This window comes from Streptomyces cavernicola (assembly GCF_029968035.1).
GTDB lineage: Bacteria > Actinomycetota > Actinomycetes > Streptomycetales > Streptomycetaceae > Streptomyces > Streptomyces cavernicola.
Genome location: NZ_JASCIQ010000011.1, coordinates 73510 through 95351 on the forward strand (window position 1 = coordinate 73510; position 21842 = coordinate 95351).

Consider the following 21842-nt stretch of genomic DNA (forward strand, 5'->3'; position numbering starts at 1 on the left):
TCAGCAGGAGGGACCAGCAGGCGGGATCAGAGGACGGTCTCGGCCTCCGCGTACCGATCCGCGGGCACGGTCTTCAGCGTCTCCACGGCCTCGGCGAGCGGGGCCATGATGATCTCGGTGCCCTGCAGCGCGGTCATCATCCCGAACTCCCCGCGGTGCGCGGCCTCCACGGCGTGCCAGCCGAACCGGGTCGCGAGGACGCGGTCGTACGCGGTGGGGGTGCCGCCGCGCTGGACGTGGCCGAGGATCACCGGGCGGGCCTCCTTGCCGAGGCGCTGCTCCAGCTCGACGGAGAGCTGCCGGGCGATGCCGGCGAACCGCTCGTGGCCGTAGATGTCCTTGCCGCCCTCGTCGAACTCCATCGAGCCGGCGCGCGGCTTGGCGCCCTCGGCGGCGACGACGATGGCGAACTTCTTCCCGGCCTCGAAGCGGGCGCCGACCTTCGCGGTCAACTCGTCGATGTCGAAGGGCCGCTCGGGCACGACGATCGCGTGCGCGCCCGCCGCCATACCGGAGTTGAGGGCGATCCAGCCGGTGTGCCGGCCCATGACCTCGACGATCAGGACGCGCTGGTGCGACTCGGCGGTGGTCTTCAGGCGGTCGAGCGCCTCGGTGGCCACGCCGACCGCGGTGTCGAAGCCGAACGTGACGTCGGTGACCGCGATGTCGTTGTCGATGGTCTTCGGCACGCCGACGATGGGGAGCCCCGCGTCGGAGAGCAGCCGGGCCGCCTTCAGCGTGCCCTCGCCGCCGATCGGGATGATCGCGTCGAGACCCAGCTCCGCGACATGGCCCTTGGCCCGCTCGACGCCGTCACGCAGATGCGCGGGCTGGACGCGGGACGAGCCGAGGATGGTCCCGCCGCGGGCGAGGATGCCGCCGACCGCGTCGAGGTCGAGCTTGCGGTAGTCGCACTCGAGCAGGCCCTTCCAGCCGTCATGGAAGCCGATGACCTCGTCGCCGTGGTCGGCGACGGCTCGGTGCACGACCGAGCGAATGACCGCGTTGAGGCCGGGGCAGTCGCCGCCGGAGGTGAGGACACCAATACGCATGACCCAAGAACCCTTGCAACGTGGGCGGAGGACCGGACCACGTCGTCCGGTTGATTCAGCGTCACCCTACTAGTGCGGAGCGACCGCGCCGAATCCGTTCCACGGGCCGGTCTTCGGCCAGGACTGCAAAAACGCCTCAGGGGCCGTGAAGGCCCCTGAGGCGTCCGCTCAAGCGTGCTGAGGCCCGCTCAGGCGGGCCCGCCGACCCCGCTCATGCGGGTGGTGTCCCGCTCAGGCGGGCTGGGTGGCGGCGGCGATCCGCTCGTTGCGCAGCGCCTCGTACCAGCGGTCGTCGACCTGCGGCAGCGCGTTCACGTCGAGCGCGAGCCGCAGCAGCATGTCGGCGATCTGCGGGTTCCGGGCGAGCACCGGTCCGTGCATGTAGGTGCCGAACACCGTGTCGTTGTACGCGCCTTCGGTGCCGTCCCCGGTGCCGTTGCCCTTGCCGAGGCGGACCCGGGCGAACGGGCGGGCCGTCGGGCCGAGGTGCGTGACGCCCTGGTGGTTCTCGAAGCCGGTCAGCTGCGGCAGGCCGAGCGGCTCGTCGATGTCGGCCAGTACGTCACCGACGCACCGCTCGCCCTCGCCGCGGGTGGATGTCACATCGAGCAGGCCGAGGCCGGGCTCGCGCTGTCCGAGGTCGTTGATGAACTCGTGGCCGAGGATCTGGTAGCCCGCGCACACCGAGAACACGATCGCGCCGTTGGCCACCGCGCGGCTCAAGTTGCCGTCGCGGCGCAGCCGTTCGGCGGCGAGCCGCTGCGGGCGGTCCTCACCGCCGCCGATCAGGTAGATGTCGCCGGAGGTCGGCACCGGCTGGTCGCTGCGCACGTCGTGGCGCTCCACGGGCACGCCGCGCTGGTTGGCGCGGCGCTCCACGACGAGGGCGTTGCCCTGGTCGCCGTAGGTGCTGAGGAGGTCCGGGTAGACCCACACCAGGCGAAGACTGTTGTCGCTCATGCTTTCTGGTCCTTAAAGCCTTGAAGAGCCTTGAGATGCGGGTCAGTTGCCGACGCGGCGGCGCAGGTCCTGGAAGGCGGTGTAGTTGGCGATCGCCTCGATCCGTCCGGGCGGCGCCAGCCGCACGGCCTCGTCGACGCTGTCGCAGACCCGGAACTCCAGACTGGCCACTTCGAGGCGTACGGCCAGGTCCAGCTTGCGGTCGCCGATCACGAAGATCGGGTGCCCGGCGAGGCGGGTGTAGTCGACGTCCCACAGCCAGGAGGTGTCGGTGCCGTCGGCGCCGCGTGCGTTCACCGAGAGGATCACCGGGGTGGGCGGCGGGTCGATCAGGGAGAACGTTTCCAGCCAGCCGGCCGGGTTCTTCGCGAGCAGCAGGCGCAGGTCGCGGTTCATGAACTGCACGACGTCGTACCGTCCGGCCACGGCCTGCACCTGGTACATCCGCTCCAGGGCGACCTGCGGCGGCACCCCGAAGGCGGCGGCGACGGCGGCGGAGCTGGTGGCGTTGGCCTTGTTGGCGCGGCCGGGCAGCTGGAGCTGGATCGGCCAGGCGGAGCCGTGCGGGTCGAGGACGTGGTCGCCGCTCAGCGCCCAGCTCGGCGCGGGGCGGCGGAAACCGCACTCGCCGCAGAACCAGTCGTCGCCGGGGCGCTGCATCACGCCGCCGCAGGAGGGGCACGACCAGGCGTCGTCCTTCCACTCCTGGCCGGCCGCGACCCACACCACGTTCGGCGAGGAGGAGGCGGCCCACACCACGAGCGGGTCGTCGGCGTTGGCGATGATCGTGGCCTTGGAGCCGGCCAGGCCCTCGCGCCACTTCTCGGCGAGCATGCGGGTCTCGGCGGCCCGGTCGAGCTGGTCGCGGGAGAGGTTGAGCAGGGCGATGGCCTTCGGGGCCACGTCGCGCGCGACGCCGGCGAGGTACTTCTCGTCGACCTCGATCACACCGAACTTGGCGTCCGAACCGCCGGCGAGCGCCGAGGTGATGCCCGCGGGCATGTTGGCGCCGAGCGCGTTGGAGACCACGGGGCCCGCGGCGCCGAGTGCCTCCGCGATCAGCCGTGTGGTGGTGGTCTTGCCGTTGGTCGCCGAGACGAGCACCACATCGAGGTGCTGCGCGAGCCGTCCGAGCAGATCCGGGTCGAGCTTGAGGGCCACGCGGCCGCCGATCACCGATCCGCTGCCGCGGCCCGCGGCCCGCGACGCCGCCGCGACCGCCTTGCCGGCCGTCACAGCCAGCTTGGCCCGCGGCGTCATCGGGTCTGCACCACCCGGGTTTGCTGCCATCGTCCTAGTTCCTCCTTGCTTCCGGCGCCGCGCCTGCCCCCGGCACTGGTGGCCTCAGCCTATCGAGATCCCTGCCGGTGCCCGAACTGCGGCACCGTGACGCCCGCCGCAGTACACCGGAACGTACCCTTGACCGCTATGCGACACGGATCGATCCCCGGCAGCACCGGGCGCGTACGGCCCATGACTCTGCTCGGCGACCCCGTGCTGCACGGGCCCTGCGAGGACGTCACCGACTTCGGCCCCGAACTCTCCCGTCTCGTCGAGGACATGTTCGCGACCATGTACGCCGCCGAGGGCGTGGGCCTCGCCGCCAACCAGGTCGGCGTCCCGCAGCGGGTGTTCGTCTACGACTGCCCGGACGACGAGGACCGCCGCCACCTCGGGCACGTGGTCAACCCCCGTCTGGTGGCCGCCGACGGCGACACCGTGCGCGGACCCGAGGGCTGCCTCTCGCTGCCGGGCCTCGAAGCGCCGACCGGGCGGTTCGACCGTGCCCTGGTCGAGGGCGTGGACCGACACGGCGAGCCCGTCCGCATCGAGGGCACGGGCTGGTTCGCCCGCTGCCTCCAGCACGAGTGCGACCACCTGGAGGGCACGGTCTACCCGGACCGGCTCGGGGGTTGGCGCCGGGCGCGCGTCCTGCGTGCGGCCCGCCGCGCACCGTGGGGCTCGCGCTAGGGCTCCTTCCCCTCCCCGCCCCTTCCCGAAAGTCCTGCGGACAGCCCCGGGGCTCCGCCCCGGACCCCGGTCGTTCTTCGTCTGCTGCGCAGCCGTGGCTGGTCGCGCAGTTCCCCGCGCCCCTTAAAAACCAGCCCACCCCGGCAAAGCCAGCCCACCCCGGCAATTCCAGCCCCTCCGGCGTTTGAGGAGCCCCGTCCGGCGAGGACTTTCGGGAAGGGGCGGGGAGGGGAAGAATCAGAAGCCGGGGCCGCCCTCACGGTCACCCGCCGCGGCCAACCGCCCCCACAGCAGCTCCGCCAGATCCCGCACCAACTCGTCCCGCCCGCAAGGCCGTTCGCCGAGCCACCAGTCGCCGGCCGCATGCATCATGCCGACGATCCCGTGCCCCCACACCCGCGCGAGCCGCGCCGTGTCCGCCCCGAGGTCGACCCGCTCCGCGATCACCTCGGCCAACTCCTCGCCCAGCCTGCGCAGCAGCGGCGCGGAGTGCCGGCCCACGTCGAAGCCCTGCTCGCCCGGCGAGGCGGAGTCCGCCGGGTGCATCAGGAAGCGGTAGACCTGCGGCGCACCCTCGATGGCCGCGAGGTACGTGTCGAGGGTGGACTCGACGCGCGTACGACGGTCGGCCGGGGCGTCCAGGGCGGCGCGCAGGGAGGCGAGGAGCGCGTCGGTGTGGCGCTTGGCGAGGGCCGCGTACAGGCCGCCCTTGTCGCCGAAGTGCCGGTACAGGATGGGCTTGGTGATGCCCGCCTCGGCGGCTATGGCGTTCATCGACGCACCGGGGCCGTCGCGCAGCACGACCCGTTCCGCGGCCTCGAGCAGCTCCCGTCTGCGGCGTTCCGCCGCCTGGGCCTGCTCGGTCCGTTCTGTCGTGTCCATGGTGTTTCTCCCCGCCCATGCGATTCCGTGACGCAACGCGCAACGTAACACCCCGCTGGTCCGAGCCTCGAACGGATCGAACGGCGCCTCGGAGTTGACAGCTGCTACTGGCGGGTAACACACTCTGGTTACCGCAAGTAACGTGTTGGAGGGGACGGGCATGGCCGAGTTCACCATGGACCTGAACGACGAGCAGAAGGAGGTCAGGGACTGGCTGCACGGCTTCGCCGCCGATGTGATCCGCCCGGCCGCCGCCGAGTGGGACGAGCGCGAGGAGACCCCCTGGCCCGTCATCCAGGAGGCCGCCAAGCTCGGCATCTACTCCCTGGACTTCTACGCCCAGCAGTTCTTCGACCCGACCGGCCTCGGCATCCCCATGGCGATGGAGGAGCTGTTCTGGGGTGACGCGGGCATCGCCCTGTCCATCGTCGGCACCGGCCTCGCCGCCGTCGGCGTCCTTGCCAACGGCACTGAGGAGCAGATCGGCACCTGGGTCCCGCAGATGTACGGCGACGCCAACGACGTGAAGGTCGCCGCCTTCTGCTCCTCCGAGCCGGACGCGGGCTCCGACGTCGCGTCGATGCGTACCCGCGCCGTGTACGACGAGGCCAAGGACGAGTGGGTCCTCAACGGCACGAAGACCTGGGCGACCAACGGCGGCATCGCCAACGTCCACGTCGTCGTCGCCTCCGTCGACCCCGAGCTCGGCTCCAAGGGGCACGCCTCGTTCATCGTGCCGCCGAACACCGAGGGCCTCTCGCAGGGCCAGAAGTTCCAGAAGCACGGCATCCGCGCCTCGCACACCGCCGAGGTCGTCCTGGAGAACGTCCGCGTCCCCGGCCACTGCCTGCTCGGCGGCAGGGAGAAGCTGGACGAGCGCCTCGCCCGCGCCCGCGAGAAGGCCAAGAAGGGCGGCGAGCGCGTGAAGAACGCCGCGATGGCCACCTTCGAGGCGTCCCGCCCGGCCGTCGGCGCGATGGCGGTCGGCACCGCGCGCGCCGCGTACGAGGAGGCCCTGGAGTACGCGAAGACGCGTGAGCAGTTCGGCCGCCCGATCATCGACAACCAGGGCGTGGCCTTCCAGCTCGCCGACATGGCCACCCAGATCGACGCCTCGCGGCTCCTGGTCTGGCGCGCCTCCTGGATGGCGACCACGGGCAAGAAGTTCGAGAACGCCGAGGGCTCGATGTCCAAGCTGTACGCGAGCGAGACCGCCAAGAAGGTCACCGCCCAGGCGATCCAGATCCTCGGCGGCAACGGCTACACCCGCGAGTACCCGGTGGAGCGCATGCACCGCGACGCCGCGATCTACACGATCTTCGAGGGCACCAGCGAGATCCAGCGCCTGGTCATCGCCCGCACGCTCTCGGGCCTGCCGATCCGCTAGCTCCCGTACGAGAACGTGCAGCGGCCCCCGTCCCGCCCAGGGCCCACCCAGGGACGGGGGCCGCTGCACGTGGCTCAGGTGTTGGGGCGCTTGCCGTGATTGGCGCCCTTCTTCTTGCGGGCCCGGCGCTTGTTTCCTCGCTTGGACATGGAGGCGGCTCCTTGCCGTACATGCCGACATTCCGGTCGATATCGGCGTGCTGGTCAGTGTAGGGACGGGTGGTCCGGGGCCGCATGTCGATGAGTTCCCGAGGCCGCGGGAGTCGGTACAGATACAGGCGTCCCTCCTCGCGAAAGGTCGCGCTCATGTCCTTCACCCATGTCCTCGCCGTCGCCCCGGTACGTGACATCGACGCCTCGGTCGCCTGGTACGAGCGGCTGCTCGGCCGGCCCGCCGACGCCCGCCCGATGCCGGGGCTCGCCGACTGGCACATCGCGCCGTACGCCTGGCTGCAGGTCTTCCAGTCGCCTGAGCAGGCGGGGCGCACGCTGGTGAACCTCGTCGTCGACGACCTCGACAAGACCCTCGCCGGGCTCGCCGCCCGCGAGATCACCCCGGGACCGGTCCAACCCGGCGCGCAGCGCGTCCGGTTCGCCGCCGTCGAGGACCCGGACGGCAACCGCGTCACGCTGATCGAGAACCCGGTGACCTGAGGGCGGGGGGCGTTGTCAGTGGGGCCGCGTAGCCTCGGAACCGGTCGCTGAACCAGGCGGCCGCACTACGGGGGAGGTCTCATGCTGCACAAGCCTGTCGACGGCGAAGTCCACGTCCACTACGGCCAGATCTATGTGGTGAGCGACGACGAACAGCCTGAGTTGGAGGAGGCGTTCGCAGGCCAGACGTCCGGGTTGTGCGGTGCCGCGGTGCCCGGGGCGCTGTGGCTGGTGACCGGCCTGCACACCGGGAGCGTGGGCTTCACCGTCGAAGTCCATGCTCAGGAGCCCGAGTTGGGCCCCGAGTGGGAGGACGTCGTGGAGGTGTCCTTCCGGCCCGCCTCTGCGGACACGGGCCTGCTGGAGTGGGGCGGCGCGGCGTGGTACGCGCTGGGGGTCGCGGAGACCGACCACCGGGTGCGCTACTGCGCGCGCGGCATGGACGCGGGGAGAGAGCTGGACACCCGCCTGGACGAGGAGCAGGTGGACCGCTACCTCCTGCAGTTCTGGCCCGCACCGCCCGCGCCCGACCGGGTCCTGCGGCAGACCTCGAAGTGCGCGGCGTACTGGCACGAGACCACCCGGGAGGCGTCCGCCCGCGCCGAAGCCCGGTGAGCGCCGCGTGGCGTGGCAGGGGCCGCTTCAGTCGGCGCGGCCCAGGGGATACGCCGTGCGGTCCCGCCAGGTCGTGCCGTCCCAGACGATCAGGTCGACGGCCGTCACGCGTGCGGTCAGCGGGAGTTGAGGGGCCAGTTCCGCCTCGAGGGCGTCGTACGCGGAGCGCCAGGTGTCCGGGCCCGCGTCGTTGGCAAGGGTCAGATGCGGGTCCAGGGCGGTCTCGCCGAAGATCCCGCGGTACGGCACCGCCTCCGGCCAGCGCGCCGTGAGCTGTTTGGTGAGGGCGGTGACCGGGTCGCGCGGCCACGGGTCCAGGTACAGCACGCCGGGGTAGCGGCCGAACTCCGCGAAGGTCAGCTCGAACGCAGGGTGCCCCGCGAGGAGCGCGCCGAGCTGCGCCTCCACGTCCGCGTCCAGGCGGCTCTCGTGCAGGAAGGGGTAGAGCACCGTGACATGCGCGGGAAACGGCGCCCGTACGAGAGGGTCGGCCGCGGGCACCTTGATCGTGAGGGCGGTGTCACCGGGGCGGTCCGGCCAGCCCTGCGCGGCCTCGTCCGTTCGGCTGCCGCTCATGCCGGGACGCGGTCCGCGAGGCGGTCCAACACGGCGTCGGCCAGGCGCTGTCGGGGCAGGAGGCCGTCCAGGAGGACCGTCCGCGCGGGCAGCGTGGCGACGGCGGCCGTGCACGGTTCGATCCGCGCCCGGCACCAGCGCTTGGCGGCCGCGTCGCGCTCCGGGTCGCCCGGCGCGACCGTGCGCTGCTCGATCCGGCGCTCCAACTCCGCGGGCGGCACCCGCAGGAAGAAGTGGTGCAGCGCGACCCCGGCCCGGTCGAACGCGCCGAAGATCTCCGCCGTGTACCCGGGGTCGACCAGAGTCATCGGCACGAGCAGCGGACGCTCGTACTCCGCGACCAGGCCGAGGGCGAGCTCCGCGACCTGGCGGCGCCACAGCGGCAGGTCCTGGAAGTCGCCCGTCGGCACGTCGACGATGCGGCTCAGCACCTGGCCGACGTCCTCCGGGTCGAAGACCAGCGCGCCCGGAAGCCGCCGGCGCAGGTGGCCCACCAGGGTCGTCTTGCCGCTGCCGAACGCGCCGTTGATCCAGACGATCATCCCGGGACGGTAACACCGGCCCCGAACGCACAGGCGGGCAGCCTCAGTCGACCGGAGACCCGGCCAGGCAGCGGTGGGCGGGCTCAGTCGACCAGGGTGAGGACCGGTTCGAGGCCCGCCGGGCGCTGCTCCACCGGCAGGGGGTCCACGAAGTGCACCGCGCAGCCGAGGCTCGCCGCGCCCCGGTCCGCGCGCCGGTCGTCGCCCACCATCAGCGTGTCCTCGGGCGCCACCCCGAGCACCTGGCAGGCGGCCGCGAACAGCCGCGGATCGGGCTTCTGCACCCCGTGCTCGTACGACAGGACGTACGCGTCCACGTACCGGTCGAGGCCGTGGGCGCGGAAGACCGGGCGCAGGTCCCAGCCGATGTTGCTGACCACCGCGACGAGCAGCCCGCGGTCCTTGAGCGCGGCGAGGACGTCGGCGGTGTCCGGGTACGGGCGCCAGGCGGCCGGGGTCATATGGCGGGCGTACAGCGCCTCGTGCAGTCCGGGCGCGGGGAGCGCCACCTCGCGGGACAGGCCGGTGTACGCGGCGCGGTGCCGCTCGGCGCTCACGTCGCGGGTGGCGTACAGCTCCTCCAGATGCGCGGGGACCGTGCCGGGTGGAGGGCCGCCGGGCAGCGCGCCGGCCGCTTCGAGTTCGGCGACGTAGTGCCTGAACTCCTCGTCGGGAACGGTGAGTTCGGAGGCGTCCAGGGTGGCGCGGAGCCAGGACTCGGTGGACTCGATGCGCAGCAGGGTTCCGGAGGAGTCGAACAGCACGCCCTTGATCGCCATGGCTCGATGCTCGGCGCGCGGCGGCGACCGGTCAAGAGCGCCCCACCGGCCACCGGCCACCGCCCACCGGTCACCGCCCACGGCTCGCCGCTCACTGCCCACCGGCCCCGCGCAGCGCGCCTCACGAACCCGTCGGACGCCCCGCCCGCGCCGTGCGCCCGTACAACACGCCGGTGAGCAGGACCAGGAACGCGCCGAGCAGCCAGCCGCCGAGGACGTCCGTCGGCCAGTGCACGCCGAGCCAGACCCGCGTCCAGCCCACGCCGGCCACCGAGACCGGGGTCACGGCGAGGGCCGTCCACCACAGGGCGCGGCCCGCGCGGCGCAGCGCGAGGGCCCACAGGACGAGCCCGCCGACGAACGCCGCCGTCATCGCGTGACCCGACGGGAACGCCGCGAAGTTCGCGCTGTCCACCGGGTCCGGCCACGTCGGCCGCTCCCGCCCGACGGCCGCCTTCAGGACCTGCTGAAGCAGCGTCGCGAACAGGCAGCTCGCGCCCGCCCACACGGCGAGCCGCCGGTCGCCGAGCCACCACAGCCAGACGACCAGGACCGCGCACAGGGCGCGCATGGTCCACGGGTCCCAGATCCAGTCGGTGAGGATCCGGTTGGCGTGCGTCAGGGTCGGATCGGAGACGGCCCAGCGGTGCGTGGTGCGGGCGATCGACGCGTCGACGTCGAGCAACGGCGCCCAGCCGGCGGCCACCGCGGCGAGCAGCAGCGCGGTGAGCACCCCGAGCACGGCGGCGGAGGTCCGGCCCGCCCGACCGGCGAGAGCCGCCGAAGGGCCGTTCGGCGCGGGCGAGTTCTGGGGTGCGTCGGAGCGCGGTGCGGAGTGCATACCAGGATCCTCGCCGACGTGCGGCGGTACGGGCCAACCCCGCGCGCCGCCGACGCCGGGAGGCGAGCGGCGGCGCGGGTCAGCGCAGGGCGCTCAGGCCCGGAACGAAGGTGACGAGCAGCGGCACGATCGGCACGAGCGCGGCGGCCGCGGTCAGGCGGAGCCTGCGGCCCGCGGTGAGCCGGGGCAGCGGCGCGAGCAACCGGTGCACGCGCTGCGGCACTTCGGCCATGGTGGTCGGGCAGGGCCCGAACACGCCCCGGTGTTCGTTGAGTTCGACCAGGGCGAGCGCGATCGTCAGGCGGCCGAAGCGGCGTGAGGCCACGTCGTCGGCGGCCAACTCCACGAGCCGGTGCATCTCGTCGCGGAACGCGGCGAAGACCCGCACCTGCGGAAAGCCGTTGGCGAGCGCGCCCGAGCAGTGCAGCAGCCAGTCGTGCCGGGCCTGCGCGTGGCCCTGCTCGTGGGCGAGCACCGCATCGAGCTGACGGCCCTTCAGGCGGCGCAACGCGGCGGTGGTGATGGCGAGTTGGGGCGCCGCTCCGGGCAGCCACCAGGCGTCGGGGCGCTCCCCTTCGAGGACGACGAGCCGGTCCGTGCCGGGCTCCTCGCCGGGAAGGAGCGGTGCGCGCACGAGCAGTTCGGCCCGGCGGGCGCGGTGCCGGGCGCGGGCCCGGAACACCTCGCGGCTCAGCATGGCCCCGGTCCACACCCCGCCGAGGGCGAGCGTGACGGCAGTGGCGGCGGCCCAAGGGCCCGTCGCCGACAGGGCGTACGCCTCGACGACGCCCTGCGGAGCGGGGGCGAAGAGCTGTCCTCGTACCGCCTGCCAGGCGGCGGCGGCGCTCAGCGCCATGGACAGGGCGCAGCAGAGGAGCACAGCGGCGATCACGCACTGCCACACCCACAGCGCAACCACGGGTTCTCGCTCCGGCCACTCGGCGCGTGCGAGAAGTCTGGGGCCCACGGCGGCGGTCAGCGCGCCGAGCAGGAGCAGGGCGACGGGGACCAACATGACCCCAGCCTATGAGCGAGGGCTACCCGAGGGTATGGCCTGAGCCGTCAAGTGACGTACGCCACGGATTTCGTAGGTGTCAAAGCCGAAGGAGCGCGCGGGGGCGGCCGTGCGCCGGCCGATGCGGGCTGCGGAAACAGCCGAAACAGCGGAAACAGTCGTACGGGGCGGTCGTACGAGGCCCGTGCGGAAACAGTCGTGTCGAGCGCTCACATCGTGAGGAGCATCGCGAACATCCCGATGCCCATGGACAGGCGGCAGGCGAGCGCGAGTTCGGCCCGGTCGCCCCAGGCCACCGCAGGACCCGAACCGGAGCGCGGCACGGTCGCGGTCGCCGGGGCGGGCGCCAGCCGCAGCCCCGCCCTGAGCACGTACCCGGCGAAGTACAGCAACAGCGCACCGGTCACGAGCGGGACACCGGTCGGACCCGCATGCGCCGCGTGCCCCGCGCCGCCCTGCGGGGCCGAGGCCATCGCCACGGACATGTAGACCATCGCGAGGGAGCCGACGAGATGGTGCAGGTGATGGGCGTGACCGGAGGCGCGCCCCGGGGACCTCGGGGCGCGCGCACGGCCGTGCCCGCGTACGCTCCACAACCCGCGCACGTTCCACAGCGCGCGCACCGCGGCCGCCCCGAACACCACCCCGTACGCCCACCACGCCCAGCGGGGCGGGCCGAACGCCGCGGCGGGGATCGCCATCACCGCCATCCCGAACCCCATCAGGGCCTCACCGCCCGCCGCGCTGCGCTGCTCGGCGACCGGACTGCGCATCCGCAGCAGGCAGTACGCCCCGGTCGCCGCGCACAACGCGACGAGCAGCCACCCGGCCAGTGCCGGTCCGTGCACGGCACACCTCCCCCTCCGCCACCGTCGACGAGTCGGCACACAGCCGTGTCGACAGGTCGATTCCCGGCGGGGTCCTGCCCCACGCGAGCGCACGGGTGTACACGGGGAGCACGCACCCGCACCGGCAGGCGCGCGGAGAGGGGCGCGGGGGAGCGTCAGCGCAGGCGCACCGGCAGGGACTCGACGCCGTAGACGATGGACAGCTTGCGGAAGGCGAGTTCGTAGGGCGCTACGGCCAGCTTCATCTCGGGGAAGCGGCGAAGGAGCGCGGGGTAGGCGGCGCGCAGTTCCATCCGGGCCAGCTCGGCGCCGATGCAGCGGTGGATGCCGTACCCGAAGGCGAGGTGGCCGGAGGCCTTGCGGTCCGGGTCGAACGCGGCGCGTTCGACGCCGGTGAAGCGCGGGTCGCGGTTGGCGCCGCTGAGGGAGCACAACATGAAGTCGCCCTTGGGGATGTGCACCCCGGCTATCTCGATGTCCTCGCGCGCGAACCGCGGGAACGCCAGCTGCACCACGGTCAGATGGCGCAGCGCCTCCTCGACGAACGGCGCCGCCGCCGCGTCCTCGTCCCGGACCCGGGCGAACGCGCGCGGATCCTGCAGGAGTACCAGGGAGCCGAGCGCCAGCATGCTCGCGGTGGTCTCGAAACCGCCGGTCAGGACGCCGTCGGCGAGGCCGGCGAGCTCCTCGTCGTCGACGCTGTCGCCGTGCTCGCGGACGATCTGGCCGAGCAGTCCGTCACCGGGGTTCTCGCGCTGCTTCTTGACGACGTCCCGGAAGTAGTCGAGCGAGGCGGAGGTGTGGCCGAAGGGCGCTATCGCGCCGTCGGACAGGTCGAAGCGGGCCATGCTCAACTGCTGGAAGTCGTGCCGGTCCTCGTAGGGGACGCCGAGCAGTTCGCAGATGGTCAGGGACGGGATCGGCAGGGCGAAGGACTGCACGAGGTCGACCGGGTCCGGGCTGCGCTCCATCGAGTCCAGGCAGTCGTTCACGATCTCGTCGATCCGCGGAGTCAGCCTGCGCAGACGGCGCATGGTGAACTCCGGGGTGAGTATCTTGCGCAGCCGCGTGTGCACCGGCGGGTCCGCGAAGCCGAGCCCGCCGGGGTTCTGCTCCTCCTGGACGCCCGCGTTGCCCGCGAGGTTGGTGAAGTCCGTGCTGAACCCGTCGGTCGCGCCGAGGACCGCCTTCACCTCCTCGTGCCCCGTGACCACCCAGGCGTCCATGCCGAACGGCAGCGGCACCTTGGAGATCGGCGACTGCTCCTGGGTCCGGGTCAACTGCGGCACCGGGTCGAGCCCCTCGCGCCGCAGCGGCAGCAGCAGTTGCTCGGGCAGGAGCGAGATCGTGGACGATCCGATGCCGTGCTTCTTGATCCTGGCCAGGTACTTGCGCCCCAGCCGAGCGGCGATGCGGGATCGGAGATTCGCCCTCAATGTGAGCTCCATGGTCGACGTACAGCCCAGACTCTCGATGCGGTCTCGGTACTAACGGGAGCGGTCAGCATAAGTGTCCGACCGTGCCTCGTGGTGACCGAGGGGCGTCTCCAGGCTGGGAATCAGGGTCGAATCAGGGACGCTTCACCACCGTCTCGGGGTTGCACGGATCGGGGTGTGCGCTGTGGCACAGGGGGCGCGTGCGGGCGTCTCGGGGGAGTGGGGGAGCGGGTTACGCGCGGTATGCGACGAGTGTGCGTCAGGGCCGGTAGCGCAGCGGATGGTCGGCGGGCACCTCGACGAGGACGATGTCGTTGCCGTCCGGGTCCGTGATCCACATCTCGATCAGACCCCAGGGTTCCTGTCGCGGCTCGCGCACCACCTCGACGCCGCGTGCTCGCAGTTCGTCGTACGCGGCGGCGACGTCGGCGACCTGCAACCACAGCCGGATCCCCGGCGAAGGCGCCCGCTCCGCCCGCCCGGACACCTCGAGGAAGCCGCCGCCGAGGAAGTACACGGTGCCGCGCTCGGGCCCGGTGCCGAACTCGCGGTAGACGTCGAGCCCGAGGGTCTCGCCGTAGAAGGTGCGGCTGCGCTCGGGGTCGACGGGGCGCAGGAGGGTGCGGCTGCTGAGTACGTGAACCATGAAGACGCACTGTAACGGCGCGTTAGGCTCGGGGAATCCGCCGTTGAGACCCGCCGCGAGACACGAAGGGCCGCCGCATCCATGGACACCGCTGAGACCGCCTCCCGCACCGCAACAGGCGCACCGACCTTCCGCGACGCCACCGACGCCGACGTCGACGCGCTCGTCGCGCTGATCGAGTCGGCGTACCGGGGAGACAGCAGCCGCACCGGCTGGACCACGGAGGCGGACATCCTGCACGGCCAGCGGACGGACCCCGAGGGGGTGCGCGCGGTCATCGCGGGGCCGGACAGCAGGCTGCTCGTGGTGGAGCGGGACGGCGAGCCGGTCGCCTGCTGCCAGCTGGAACACCGGGGCGAATCGGCCTACTTCGGGATGTTCGCGGTCAGCCCGGCCCTGCAGGGCGCGGGCCTCGGCAAGGTGATCATCGCGGAGGCGGAGCGCACGGCCCGCGCACAGTGGGGCGCACGGCAGATGCAGATGACGGTGATCTCGGTCCGCGAGGACCTGATCGCCTGGTACGAGCGCCGCGGCTATCGCCGTACGGGCGAGATGACCCCGTTCCCGTACGGCGACGAGCGCTTCGGCATTCCGCAGCGGGACGACCTGCAGTTCGAGCTGCTCGTGAAGCCGCTCGGCGACTGAACGGGCCGTTTTCCGCGCGCAGTTGGTGTGGCTGCGGCTCAGGCGGTGAAGCGGCCGGTGCGTTTGATCTCCGGGTAGTCGGTGGTCGCGCCGTCCAGGCCGAGGGCGCGGACCAGGCGCAGGTGGTCCTGGGTGTTCACGACCCAGCCGATGATCCGCAGGTCCGCCTTGCGCGCCGCCTCGACCGTCTCCAGGGTCAGGCGGCGGATGTTGAGTACGAGCGTGGTCGCGCCGACGGCCACGGCCCGCTCGACGACGTCCTTGCCGTAGCGGCTCGCGACGAGCGCGGTGCGTACGCCGGGGACGAGACGGGCGATCTCCGCGACCGCGTCGTCGTGGAAGGAGAGCACCTCGACCCGGCCCACCAGGTCGCGCCGGTGCATCACCTCGGCGAGGGCGCGGGCGGCCGCCACGTCCTTGATCTCCGCCTGCAGCGGCGCCTTCACCGCGTCGAGGACCTCCTCGAACACCGGGATGCGCTCGCCCCGGCCGGCGTCGAGGGCGCGCAGCTCTTCGAGGGTCTTGTCGGCGATCGGACCCTTGCCGTCGGTGGTGCGGTCGACCAGCGCGTCGTGCATGACGACGAGGGCGCCGTCCTTGCTGAGGTGGAGGTCGAGCTCGATGACGTCGAGGCCGGCCTGCTCGGCTGCGACGAAGGACCGGAGGGTGTTCTCGGGCTCGATGCCCATGACTCCACGATGACCGATGGTGAGGAAGTTCAAGGTTCACTCGCTTCCGTCGACGTGCCTGACGCTGTGCGCTGCGCTGCGCTGTGCTCTGCCGTGCAGTGTTGTGTTGTACGGCGGGTGGTGGCGCGCGGCGCGGCTCGCGGCTCCGCCGGGGCTGCCGTGAGTCCCGTTCACGGGCAGGTCGGCGGCCATTCCCGCGGTCGCGGTACGAGCCACTGCGCAAGCTTGGCGAGGGTTCCTGCGGAGCGCAAGACGATGCTCGTGAACTTGTGCCCGCGGGTCAATCGGACGCGGCGCGCTGTCACCCCTACCCGGGGTTTGGCCAAGTCCGCGCGTACGAGGCTGACTTCTTCCCCACCCCGCCCCTTCCCGAAAGTCCTGGCGGACGGCTCGGGGTGTCGTCTGGCCCAACTTCTGGTGGCTGTTGCCACTGGGGCGCTGCTTGGGGCTGTCCCTTCTGGGCCCGGTGTCGGGGGCGCTGGCCGTGGACCCTGCTCGGGGGTGCCGCCCCTGGGCCCTGCTCGGGGCTGTCGCCGGTGGATCGCGCTTGGGGTTGCCAGGCCATATCGCGCTTCGGGGCGCGGCCCCCGTCTCCTGGTTTAGGGGTTGTCCCCCCTGGCTTCGCTGTCGGGGGTGCCGCCCCTGGGCCCTGCTCGGGGCTGTCGCCGGTGGATCTTGCTCGGGGTCGCCGGCCCATGTCGGGCATGGGGGTGCCGCCCCCCAGTTGTCGGGGCTGCCGCTCCAGATCGTGCTTCGAGGTCGCGGCCCCTGGTCTCCTGGTTGGGGGTTGGTGTCCCTGGCTTTGCTGTCGGGGGTGCCGCCCCTGCACCTTGCTCGGGGTTGCTGGCCGTGGACCCCGCTTGGGCTGTGGTCCGTGGGCCTCGCTCGGGTTGCCGGGCGATATCGCGCTTCGGGTAGCGGCCCCGGTCTCTTGGATTGGGGGCTGGTGCCCCTGGCCTCGTTGTCGGGGGTGCCGCCCCGGGCCCTGCTCGGGGTTGTCGCCGGTGGATCTTGCTCGGGGTTGCTGGCCCATGTCTTGCTTCGGGGGTCGCGGCCCCTAGTTGTCGGGGCTGCCGCCCCATATCGCGCTCTGGGGGAGCGGCCCCCGGTTTCTTGGTTGATTGGGGCCGTTGCCCCTGGCCGCGCTGTCGCCCCTGTGCCTCAGCCGGGGCTGCTACCCCTGGACCCGTTCTCGGGGCTTGCCCCGGATCCCGGTCGTTGTTCGGCTGACCGCTTCGTCGTGGCTGGTCGTGCAGTTCCCCGCGCCCCTGTCGGGGCGCCCGTCGCAGCGCCGGTCCGCAAAATCCCGCCCTGCCGGCATCTGAGGGGTGGGGGCAATCCAGCCTCTCCGGCGTTTGAGGAGCGGGGGTCCGGGGGTGGAGCCCCCGTAGCCGACGGCGGTCTTTCGGGAAGGGGCGGGGTGGGGATCAAAAGCCAGCCCGTCCGGCGTTCGAGGACGAGGCCGGAGGGCGATCGACGGTGACCGAGTCGACGGTGCGGGGCGACTGCCCCGATTGACTCCCCCTCGCCCCCGCAATCCCCAGAACGAGCCCAGTGAGGACGGCGGCGACGAGAACGGCTCGGGTACTCACGGCGTAACGCTCCGGGGTGTGCGGGGAGGACCGACCCCGCCCGTCCTACCCCCGCACCCCACCCCGCGCGAGCGAACTCACCCGCATGTGCGGCGAGACGGCGGGGGGTTGACGCCTGACCGGCAAGAGGCGACGACGGCACCTGCAGCCCCTCCAGCCCCTCCAGCCCCTCCAGCCCCTCCAGCCCCTCCAGCCCCTACAACCCCTACAACCCCTACAACCCCTCCAAGTCCCCCAGCATCGCCTCCGCCAACTCCACCTCCGCCACCAGCCGCCGCTCACTCCACCGCAGGGCGATCTGCGGGTGCCCCCACGCCTCCACGCCGTCGGCCCGCGCGAGCGCCTCGCGTACCTCCTTCAACTCGCCCTGCGTACGCGCCACATGCTCGTGCACGAGGGACCGCAGCTGCTCCGGCTCCGTGAGGTGGCCGAGCCAGACGCGCAGCAGCAGCGGGTGCTTGAGGACCGGGGCGCCCATGTCCTGGCCGGCGCTCGCCCAGCGGGCCAGGGCGGCACGGCCCGCGTCCGTGATCGCGTACGCCCGCTTGGTGCGCGGTTCCTCCGGGCCCGAGCGGCGGGACGTGGCGTACCCACGGGACTCCAGGCGGCGCAGCTCGGCGTAGATCTGGCTGATCGCGGGCGACCAGTAGAAGAACCGGAGGGAGGAGTCGGCCCACTTCTTGAGCTCGTAGCCGGTGCGTTCGCCCGGGAACGAGAGCAGCCCGAGCACCGCCCAGGCCGTCGGGGGCAGGCCCTGCGTGGGGTCGTCCGGGTGCTCGGTCGGCTGCTGATCGCCCTTGGTCATGGCCGCATTGAAGGCGGCGGCGCGCCCGAGTGCAATCCCGCAACCCGGTCCGCCCGGTCCCCTTGTCACTTCGAGGCGCTCCCGCTAGACCTGACTATTAGTCATATGGCTGATTGAAGCGAACGAAGTGCAAAGGACCACTCAACTCCCAGGAGGCGGCGTGAAGTTCTCCATGATCTTCGAGGCGCAGCTGGCGGATCCGACCGTCGAGCGCGAGCACCAAGTGATCCGCGACAGCGTCGAACAGGCGGTGCTCGCCGAGGAGATGGGCTTCGACCGGATCTGGGCGGTCGAGCACCACTCCCTGAAGTGGTACGCGCACATGAGCGCCCCGGAGATCTTCCTCACCTGGGTCGCGGCGCGGACGAGCAGGATCCGGATCGGGCACGGCGTGGTCTGCATGCCGTTTGCCTTCAACCACCCGGCACGGGTGGCCGAGCGCGCCGCCATGCTCGACCTGCTCTCCGGCGGCCGCCTCGACCTCGGCGCGGGCCGCGGCGGCACGCTGCAGGAGACCTCGCTGTGCGGAGTGGACCGGGACCGTACGACGCAGGAGGTCGAGGAGGCGCTCAGGATCATCGGAAAGGCGTGGGAGAAGGACGAGTTGGAGCACCACGGCGAGCTGCTCGACATCGACCCGCACCCGATCCTGCCCCGCCCGAAGCAGACCCCGCACCCGCCGCTCTTCCTCGCCTGCAGCCGTACGGAGACCCTGCAGCAGGCGGCCGAACTCGGCATCGGGGCCCTGGTGATGGGCTTCGCGGGGCCCGGTTCGATCAAGGACATGCGGACCGCGTACGACACAGCGCGGGCGGAGCGCGGCAGTGAGCGGTTCGTCTCCTCTGTCGTCAACGACCACTTCTCCGTACTCTGTCCGACGATCGTGCTCGACGACCGCGAGACGGCGCGGAACATCGGCATCCGCGGGCAGCGCTTCTTCGCCCAGTCGATCGGCCACTGGTACGGCGGGGCGGGCCTTCCCGACGAGGCCGTGGTCGAGGGCGCCGACGAGGCCGAGGAGATGCGCAAGGCCGCCGAGCAGGTCGTGGCGCGACTGAACGAGCAGAGCATTCCGGTACGCCCCAACGCCACGGCCACCTTCAACGCCGACCACGCCTACGGCACGGCGGAGGACGCGATCGCCTACGTCGAGCAGCTCCGCGACGCGGGCGCCGACGAGATCATGTGCCTGATCCAGATGGGCACGGTGCCGCAGGAGGCCTGCATGGAGACCATCCGGCAGTGGGGCGAGAAGGTGATCCCGCACTTCCGCGACCAGTCCGCCGCCAGCCGGCCCGTACCCCACCAGGAGGCCACCCGATGACGACCCAGGACGCGACCGAGGGCGCGACCGAGGGCGTGACCCAGCACGCGACCGAGGGCGCGCCCCAGGGCGAGGCAGAGGATCGACTCCCGCCAGAAGCAAGGCAGTTGGTCGATCTGATCACCTCCGTCTTCCCTGACCTCGGCGGCACGGTGACCGACGCCGCCGAGGCCCGCCGCATCCTGTCGGCCCAGCCGCGCCCGCCCTGGGCGCCGCCCGAGGTCGGCTCGGTGGAGGACCGTACGATCCCCGGGCCGGACGGCGAACCCGAGATTCCGGTACGGGTGTACCTGCCGGACCCGGCGGCCGCCCCCGGGTCCCGGCCGACCGTGCTGTTCCTGCACGGCGGCGGCTTCGTCATCGGCGACCTGGAGAGCCACGACAACACCGCCCGCGGGCTCTGCCGGGAGGCGGGCGCCGCGGTCGTGGCCGTGGACTACCGGCTCGCGCCCGAGCACCCGTTCCCGGCCGGGGTGCGGGACGCGTACGCCGCACTGCGCTGGACCGCCGCGCACGCCGCGGAGCTCGGCGGCGACCCGGCCGCCCTGGTCGTGGCCGGGGACAGCGCCGGCGGCAACCTCTGCGCGGTGATCGCCCAGCAGGCCAGGGACGAGGGCGGCCCGGCCGTCGCGCTGCAGGTGCTGATCTACCCGGCGACCGACATCAGCCGGCCGTGGCCGTCCCTGACGCGGAACGCCAGCGGCTACTTCCTCTCCCGCGCGCACATGAAGTGGTTCGGGCAGCAGTACCTCGCCGCCGGCGGCGACCCGGCCGACCCGAAGATCTCCCCGCTGCTCGGCGAGCTCGCCGGACTGCCGCCCGCGCACATCGTCACCGCGGGCTGCGACCCGCTCTGCGACGAGGGCCTGGCGTACGCGGAACGCCTGCGGGAGGCGGGAGTTCAGGTCACCGAGGCGCACTTCCCGCGAATGTTCCACGGCTTCTTCGGCTTCCCGCAGGCGCTCACCGACGCCCGCGAGGCGCTGGAGGGCGCGGCGGCCGCGATCGCGGCGACAACCGCTCGTACGACTCCCGAAGCGGGGGACGGCAGGAAAAACTTCGGTGACCAAGGGGGTCTCGCAGGATAATTTCCACCGGCTCCTCTTGCTGGGGAGAACCTCGTATGCATACGGTGTCTTTACGCGAGGTTCTCCCGTGGAGGAAGTGACATGACGGAAATTCTTGTGCAGCCCGCAACCGAAGGACGGATTCCTTCTGCATCCAGGGTGATCGAGCACCCTGCCTGGCCGGTGCTCAAGGATGCCGTGGAAGAAATCAGGCCCTGGCAGTCCGCGGACGGCTCGATCGACTTCGACGCCGAGGGCGCCCCGTCCCGCGCGCTGGCCGAGCTCACCGTGGGCCGCGTCATAACCGCGGTCGAGCAGCTCGCCCCGCTGCTCCCGCACGACGCCGCCTACCTGAAGGCGCTCGGCGTGGATCTGCGGCGCTGGGTCGAGGGCGGCTTCCAGGTCCCCGACTTCCTGGACTCGCTGCTCGCCTTCCAGCCTGCGGCGCACCGCGAGGACGGACTGCAGCACCTCGTGGTCTTCCCGATGTACACGCAGAACGGCAACCCCGACCGCAACCTCGAAGCGGTCGTCCTGAAGATGGTCTGGCCCGACTGGCTGGCGGAGCTCGAGGCCACGCGCTACGACAACCCGCTGTTCTGCGGCATCACCTTCGAGGACTTCACCTCCGGGTACGACACCAACTCCGCGGTGCTCTTCCCCGAGACGATCGCCGTGCGCGAGGCCCCGGAGCGGTTCTCCTGGGGCGGCATCTTCTGCGACCGCGAGGCGGCCCGCTTCCGCCGCGTCACCGAGGCCGCCGTCGACATCCTCGGCCTCCAACTGCCGGACGGCATCCGCGAGATGGTCGGCGACCAGGAGCGCTGCAAGGAGGCCTTCGTCCTGTGGGACATGGTCCACGACCGCACCCACAGCCACGGCGACCTGCCCTTCGACCCGTTCATGATCAAGCAGCGCCAGCCGTTCTGGATGTACGGCCTGGAGGAGCTGCGCTGCGACCTCACCGCCTTCAAGGAGGCCGTGAAGCTGGAGGCCGAGGGCAACCGCCACGGCCGCGACGTCCAGTACGCCGTGCTCTTCGACCGGATGTTCCGCTTCCCGGTCAGCGGCGACCGCGTCAAGAACTACGACGGCCTCGGCGGCCAGCTGCTCTTCGCGTACCTGCACAAGCACGACGTGGTGCGCTGGACCGACAACACCCTGCGCATCGACTGGGACCGGGCCCCGCAGATCACCAACCAGCTCTGCGCCGAGATCGAGGAGCTGTACCGCGCGGGCATCGACCGCCCCAAGCTGGTGCACTGGTTCGCCGCGTACGACCTGGTCTCCACCTATCTCGCCCCGCACCCGGGCTCCGTGTGGGCCAAGGGTCCCGAGGCCCTGGACACCTCCCTGCCGCCCCGGAAACTCGTCGACGAGGTGCTTGCGGACGAGTTTCCGCTGAGCATGTTCTATGAGGCGCTCTCCAAGAAGCTCAAGGGTGTGATCGCCTCGACCAGGGGGATCACGGCCGCGGACGTCGAGCGGGTCGCCGCGTGAGCCGCCCCGCCGACGCG

Annotated in this window: 23 protein-coding genes; 8 read left to right on the plus strand and 15 right to left on the minus strand. The window is 71.9% G+C overall.

Going from position 1 to position 21842, the window contains the following annotated elements; translation table 11 throughout:
* Positions 1 to 26: 26 nt before the first annotated feature.
* From QIS96_RS12640 to QIS96_RS12650, 3 genes are all read right to left on the minus strand, one after another.
* Positions 27 to 1052, minus strand: coding sequence for a 6-phosphofructokinase (locus tag QIS96_RS12640; protein WP_282542609.1), 1026 nt, complete (start codon positions 1050 to 1052; stop codon positions 27 to 29).
* A gap of 231 nt (positions 1053 to 1283) precedes the next feature.
* A complete protein-coding gene (locus tag QIS96_RS12645) occupies positions 1284 to 2012 on the minus strand; it encodes a type 1 glutamine amidotransferase (RefSeq protein WP_282542610.1) in 729 nt (242 codons plus the stop codon).
* Between the two features lie 42 nt (positions 2013 to 2054).
* Positions 2055 to 3302, minus strand: a complete 1248-nt coding sequence (locus tag QIS96_RS12650) for a Mur ligase family protein (RefSeq protein ID WP_282542611.1) — start codon at positions 3300 to 3302, stop codon at positions 2055 to 2057.
* 138 nt (positions 3303 to 3440) lie between these two features.
* Between QIS96_RS12650 and def the strand changes: the two genes are divergently transcribed.
* A complete protein-coding gene (gene def, locus QIS96_RS12655) occupies positions 3441 to 3983 on the plus strand; it encodes a peptide deformylase (protein WP_282542612.1) in 543 nt (180 codons plus the stop codon).
* A gap of 237 nt (positions 3984 to 4220) precedes the next feature.
* Here def and QIS96_RS12660 read toward each other — a convergent pair whose 3' ends face one another.
* Positions 4221 to 4865, minus strand: coding sequence for a TetR family transcriptional regulator (locus tag QIS96_RS12660; RefSeq protein WP_282542613.1), 645 nt, complete (start codon positions 4863 to 4865; stop codon positions 4221 to 4223).
* 160 nt (positions 4866 to 5025) lie between these two features.
* Between QIS96_RS12660 and QIS96_RS12665 the strand changes: the two genes are divergently transcribed.
* Positions 5026 to 6252 carry an acyl-CoA dehydrogenase family protein gene (locus tag QIS96_RS12665; RefSeq protein ID WP_282542614.1) on the plus strand — a complete coding sequence of 409 codons (1227 nt, stop codon included), beginning with the start codon at positions 5026 to 5028 and terminating at the stop codon, positions 6250 to 6252.
* Between the two features lie 74 nt (positions 6253 to 6326).
* Here the strand turns inward: QIS96_RS12665 and QIS96_RS37835 are convergent, their stop codons facing one another.
* Complete coding sequence (locus QIS96_RS37835) at positions 6327 to 6401, minus strand: 50S ribosomal protein bL37 (protein WP_372460710.1); 75 nt, start codon at positions 6399 to 6401, stop codon at positions 6327 to 6329.
* 156 nt (positions 6402 to 6557) lie between these two features.
* Between QIS96_RS37835 and QIS96_RS12670 the strand changes: the two genes are divergently transcribed.
* Together QIS96_RS12670 and QIS96_RS12675 are read left to right on the plus strand one after the other, a co-directional pair.
* Positions 6558 to 6905, plus strand: a complete 348-nt coding sequence (locus QIS96_RS12670) for a VOC family protein (RefSeq protein WP_282542615.1) — start codon at positions 6558 to 6560, stop codon at positions 6903 to 6905.
* A gap of 81 nt (positions 6906 to 6986) precedes the next feature.
* Complete coding sequence (locus QIS96_RS12675; RefSeq protein WP_282542616.1) at positions 6987 to 7520, plus strand: hypothetical protein; 534 nt, start codon at positions 6987 to 6989, stop codon at positions 7518 to 7520.
* Between the two features lie 27 nt (positions 7521 to 7547).
* Here the strand turns inward: QIS96_RS12675 and QIS96_RS12680 are convergent, their stop codons facing one another.
* The 8 genes from QIS96_RS12680 to QIS96_RS12715 form a co-directional block, all read right to left on the minus strand.
* Positions 7548 to 8096, minus strand: a complete 549-nt coding sequence (locus QIS96_RS12680) for a 2'-5' RNA ligase family protein (protein ID WP_282542617.1) — start codon at positions 8094 to 8096, stop codon at positions 7548 to 7550.
* The gene (locus tag QIS96_RS12685) at positions 8093 to 8638 is read right to left on the minus strand and encodes an AAA family ATPase (protein WP_282542618.1); all 546 of its coding nucleotides are present in this window, start codon (positions 8636 to 8638) and stop codon (positions 8093 to 8095) included. Before QIS96_RS12685 ends, QIS96_RS12680 begins: the two co-directional genes overlap by 4 nt.
* An 83-nt stretch (positions 8639 to 8721) precedes the next feature.
* Entirely contained in the window at positions 8722 to 9417 is a 696-nt protein-coding gene (locus QIS96_RS12690) for an HAD family hydrolase (RefSeq protein ID WP_282542619.1), read from the minus strand.
* Between the two features lie 121 nt (positions 9418 to 9538).
* A complete protein-coding gene (locus tag QIS96_RS12695; RefSeq protein ID WP_282542620.1) occupies positions 9539 to 10258 on the minus strand; it encodes a phosphatase PAP2 family protein in 720 nt (239 codons plus the stop codon).
* Between the two features lie 79 nt (positions 10259 to 10337).
* Entirely contained in the window at positions 10338 to 11273 is a 936-nt protein-coding gene (locus tag QIS96_RS12700; protein WP_282542621.1) for a M56 family metallopeptidase, read from the minus strand.
* A gap of 209 nt (positions 11274 to 11482) precedes the next feature.
* Complete coding sequence (locus tag QIS96_RS12705) at positions 11483 to 12121, minus strand: DUF5134 domain-containing protein (protein WP_282542622.1); 639 nt, start codon at positions 12119 to 12121, stop codon at positions 11483 to 11485.
* A gap of 155 nt (positions 12122 to 12276) precedes the next feature.
* Complete coding sequence (locus tag QIS96_RS12710) at positions 12277 to 13569, minus strand: cytochrome P450 (protein ID WP_282542623.1); 1293 nt, start codon at positions 13567 to 13569, stop codon at positions 12277 to 12279.
* 247 nt (positions 13570 to 13816) lie between these two features.
* The gene (locus QIS96_RS12715) at positions 13817 to 14203 is read right to left on the minus strand and encodes a VOC family protein (RefSeq protein WP_282542624.1); all 387 of its coding nucleotides are present in this window, start codon (positions 14201 to 14203) and stop codon (positions 13817 to 13819) included.
* An 81-nt stretch (positions 14204 to 14284) separates the two neighbouring features.
* Between QIS96_RS12715 and QIS96_RS12720 the strand changes: the two genes are divergently transcribed.
* A complete protein-coding gene (locus QIS96_RS12720) occupies positions 14285 to 14848 on the plus strand; it encodes a GNAT family N-acetyltransferase (RefSeq protein ID WP_408907171.1) in 564 nt (187 codons plus the stop codon).
* Between the two features lie 38 nt (positions 14849 to 14886).
* On the opposite strand, the gene QIS96_RS12725 is transcribed toward QIS96_RS12720, so the two are convergent.
* Together QIS96_RS12725 and QIS96_RS12730 are read right to left on the minus strand one after the other, a co-directional pair.
* Positions 14887 to 15570, minus strand: coding sequence for a glycerophosphodiester phosphodiesterase (locus tag QIS96_RS12725; RefSeq protein WP_282542625.1), 684 nt, complete (start codon positions 15568 to 15570; stop codon positions 14887 to 14889).
* A 1773-nt stretch (positions 15571 to 17343) separates the two neighbouring features.
* Positions 17344 to 17934, minus strand: a complete 591-nt coding sequence (locus QIS96_RS12730; RefSeq protein ID WP_282542626.1) for a PadR family transcriptional regulator — start codon at positions 17932 to 17934, stop codon at positions 17344 to 17346.
* Positions 17935 to 18094: 160 nt separating this feature from the next.
* On the opposite strand from QIS96_RS12730, the gene QIS96_RS12735 reads away from it, so the two are divergent.
* The 3 genes from QIS96_RS12735 (at position 18095) to QIS96_RS12745 (ending at position 21825) form a co-directional block, all read left to right on the plus strand.
* Complete coding sequence (locus tag QIS96_RS12735; protein WP_282542627.1) at positions 18095 to 19258, plus strand: LLM class flavin-dependent oxidoreductase; 1164 nt, start codon at positions 18095 to 18097, stop codon at positions 19256 to 19258.
* On the plus strand, positions 19255 to 20346 hold the full coding sequence (locus QIS96_RS12740) for an alpha/beta hydrolase (protein ID WP_282542628.1): 1092 nt from the start codon (positions 19255 to 19257) through the stop codon (positions 20344 to 20346). Before QIS96_RS12735 ends, QIS96_RS12740 begins: the two co-directional genes overlap by 4 nt.
* Before the next feature lie 81 nt (positions 20347 to 20427).
* Entirely contained in the window at positions 20428 to 21825 is a 1398-nt protein-coding gene (locus tag QIS96_RS12745; RefSeq protein ID WP_282542629.1) for a DUF6421 family protein, read from the plus strand.
* The last annotated feature ends 17 nt before the right edge of the window (positions 21826 to 21842 follow it).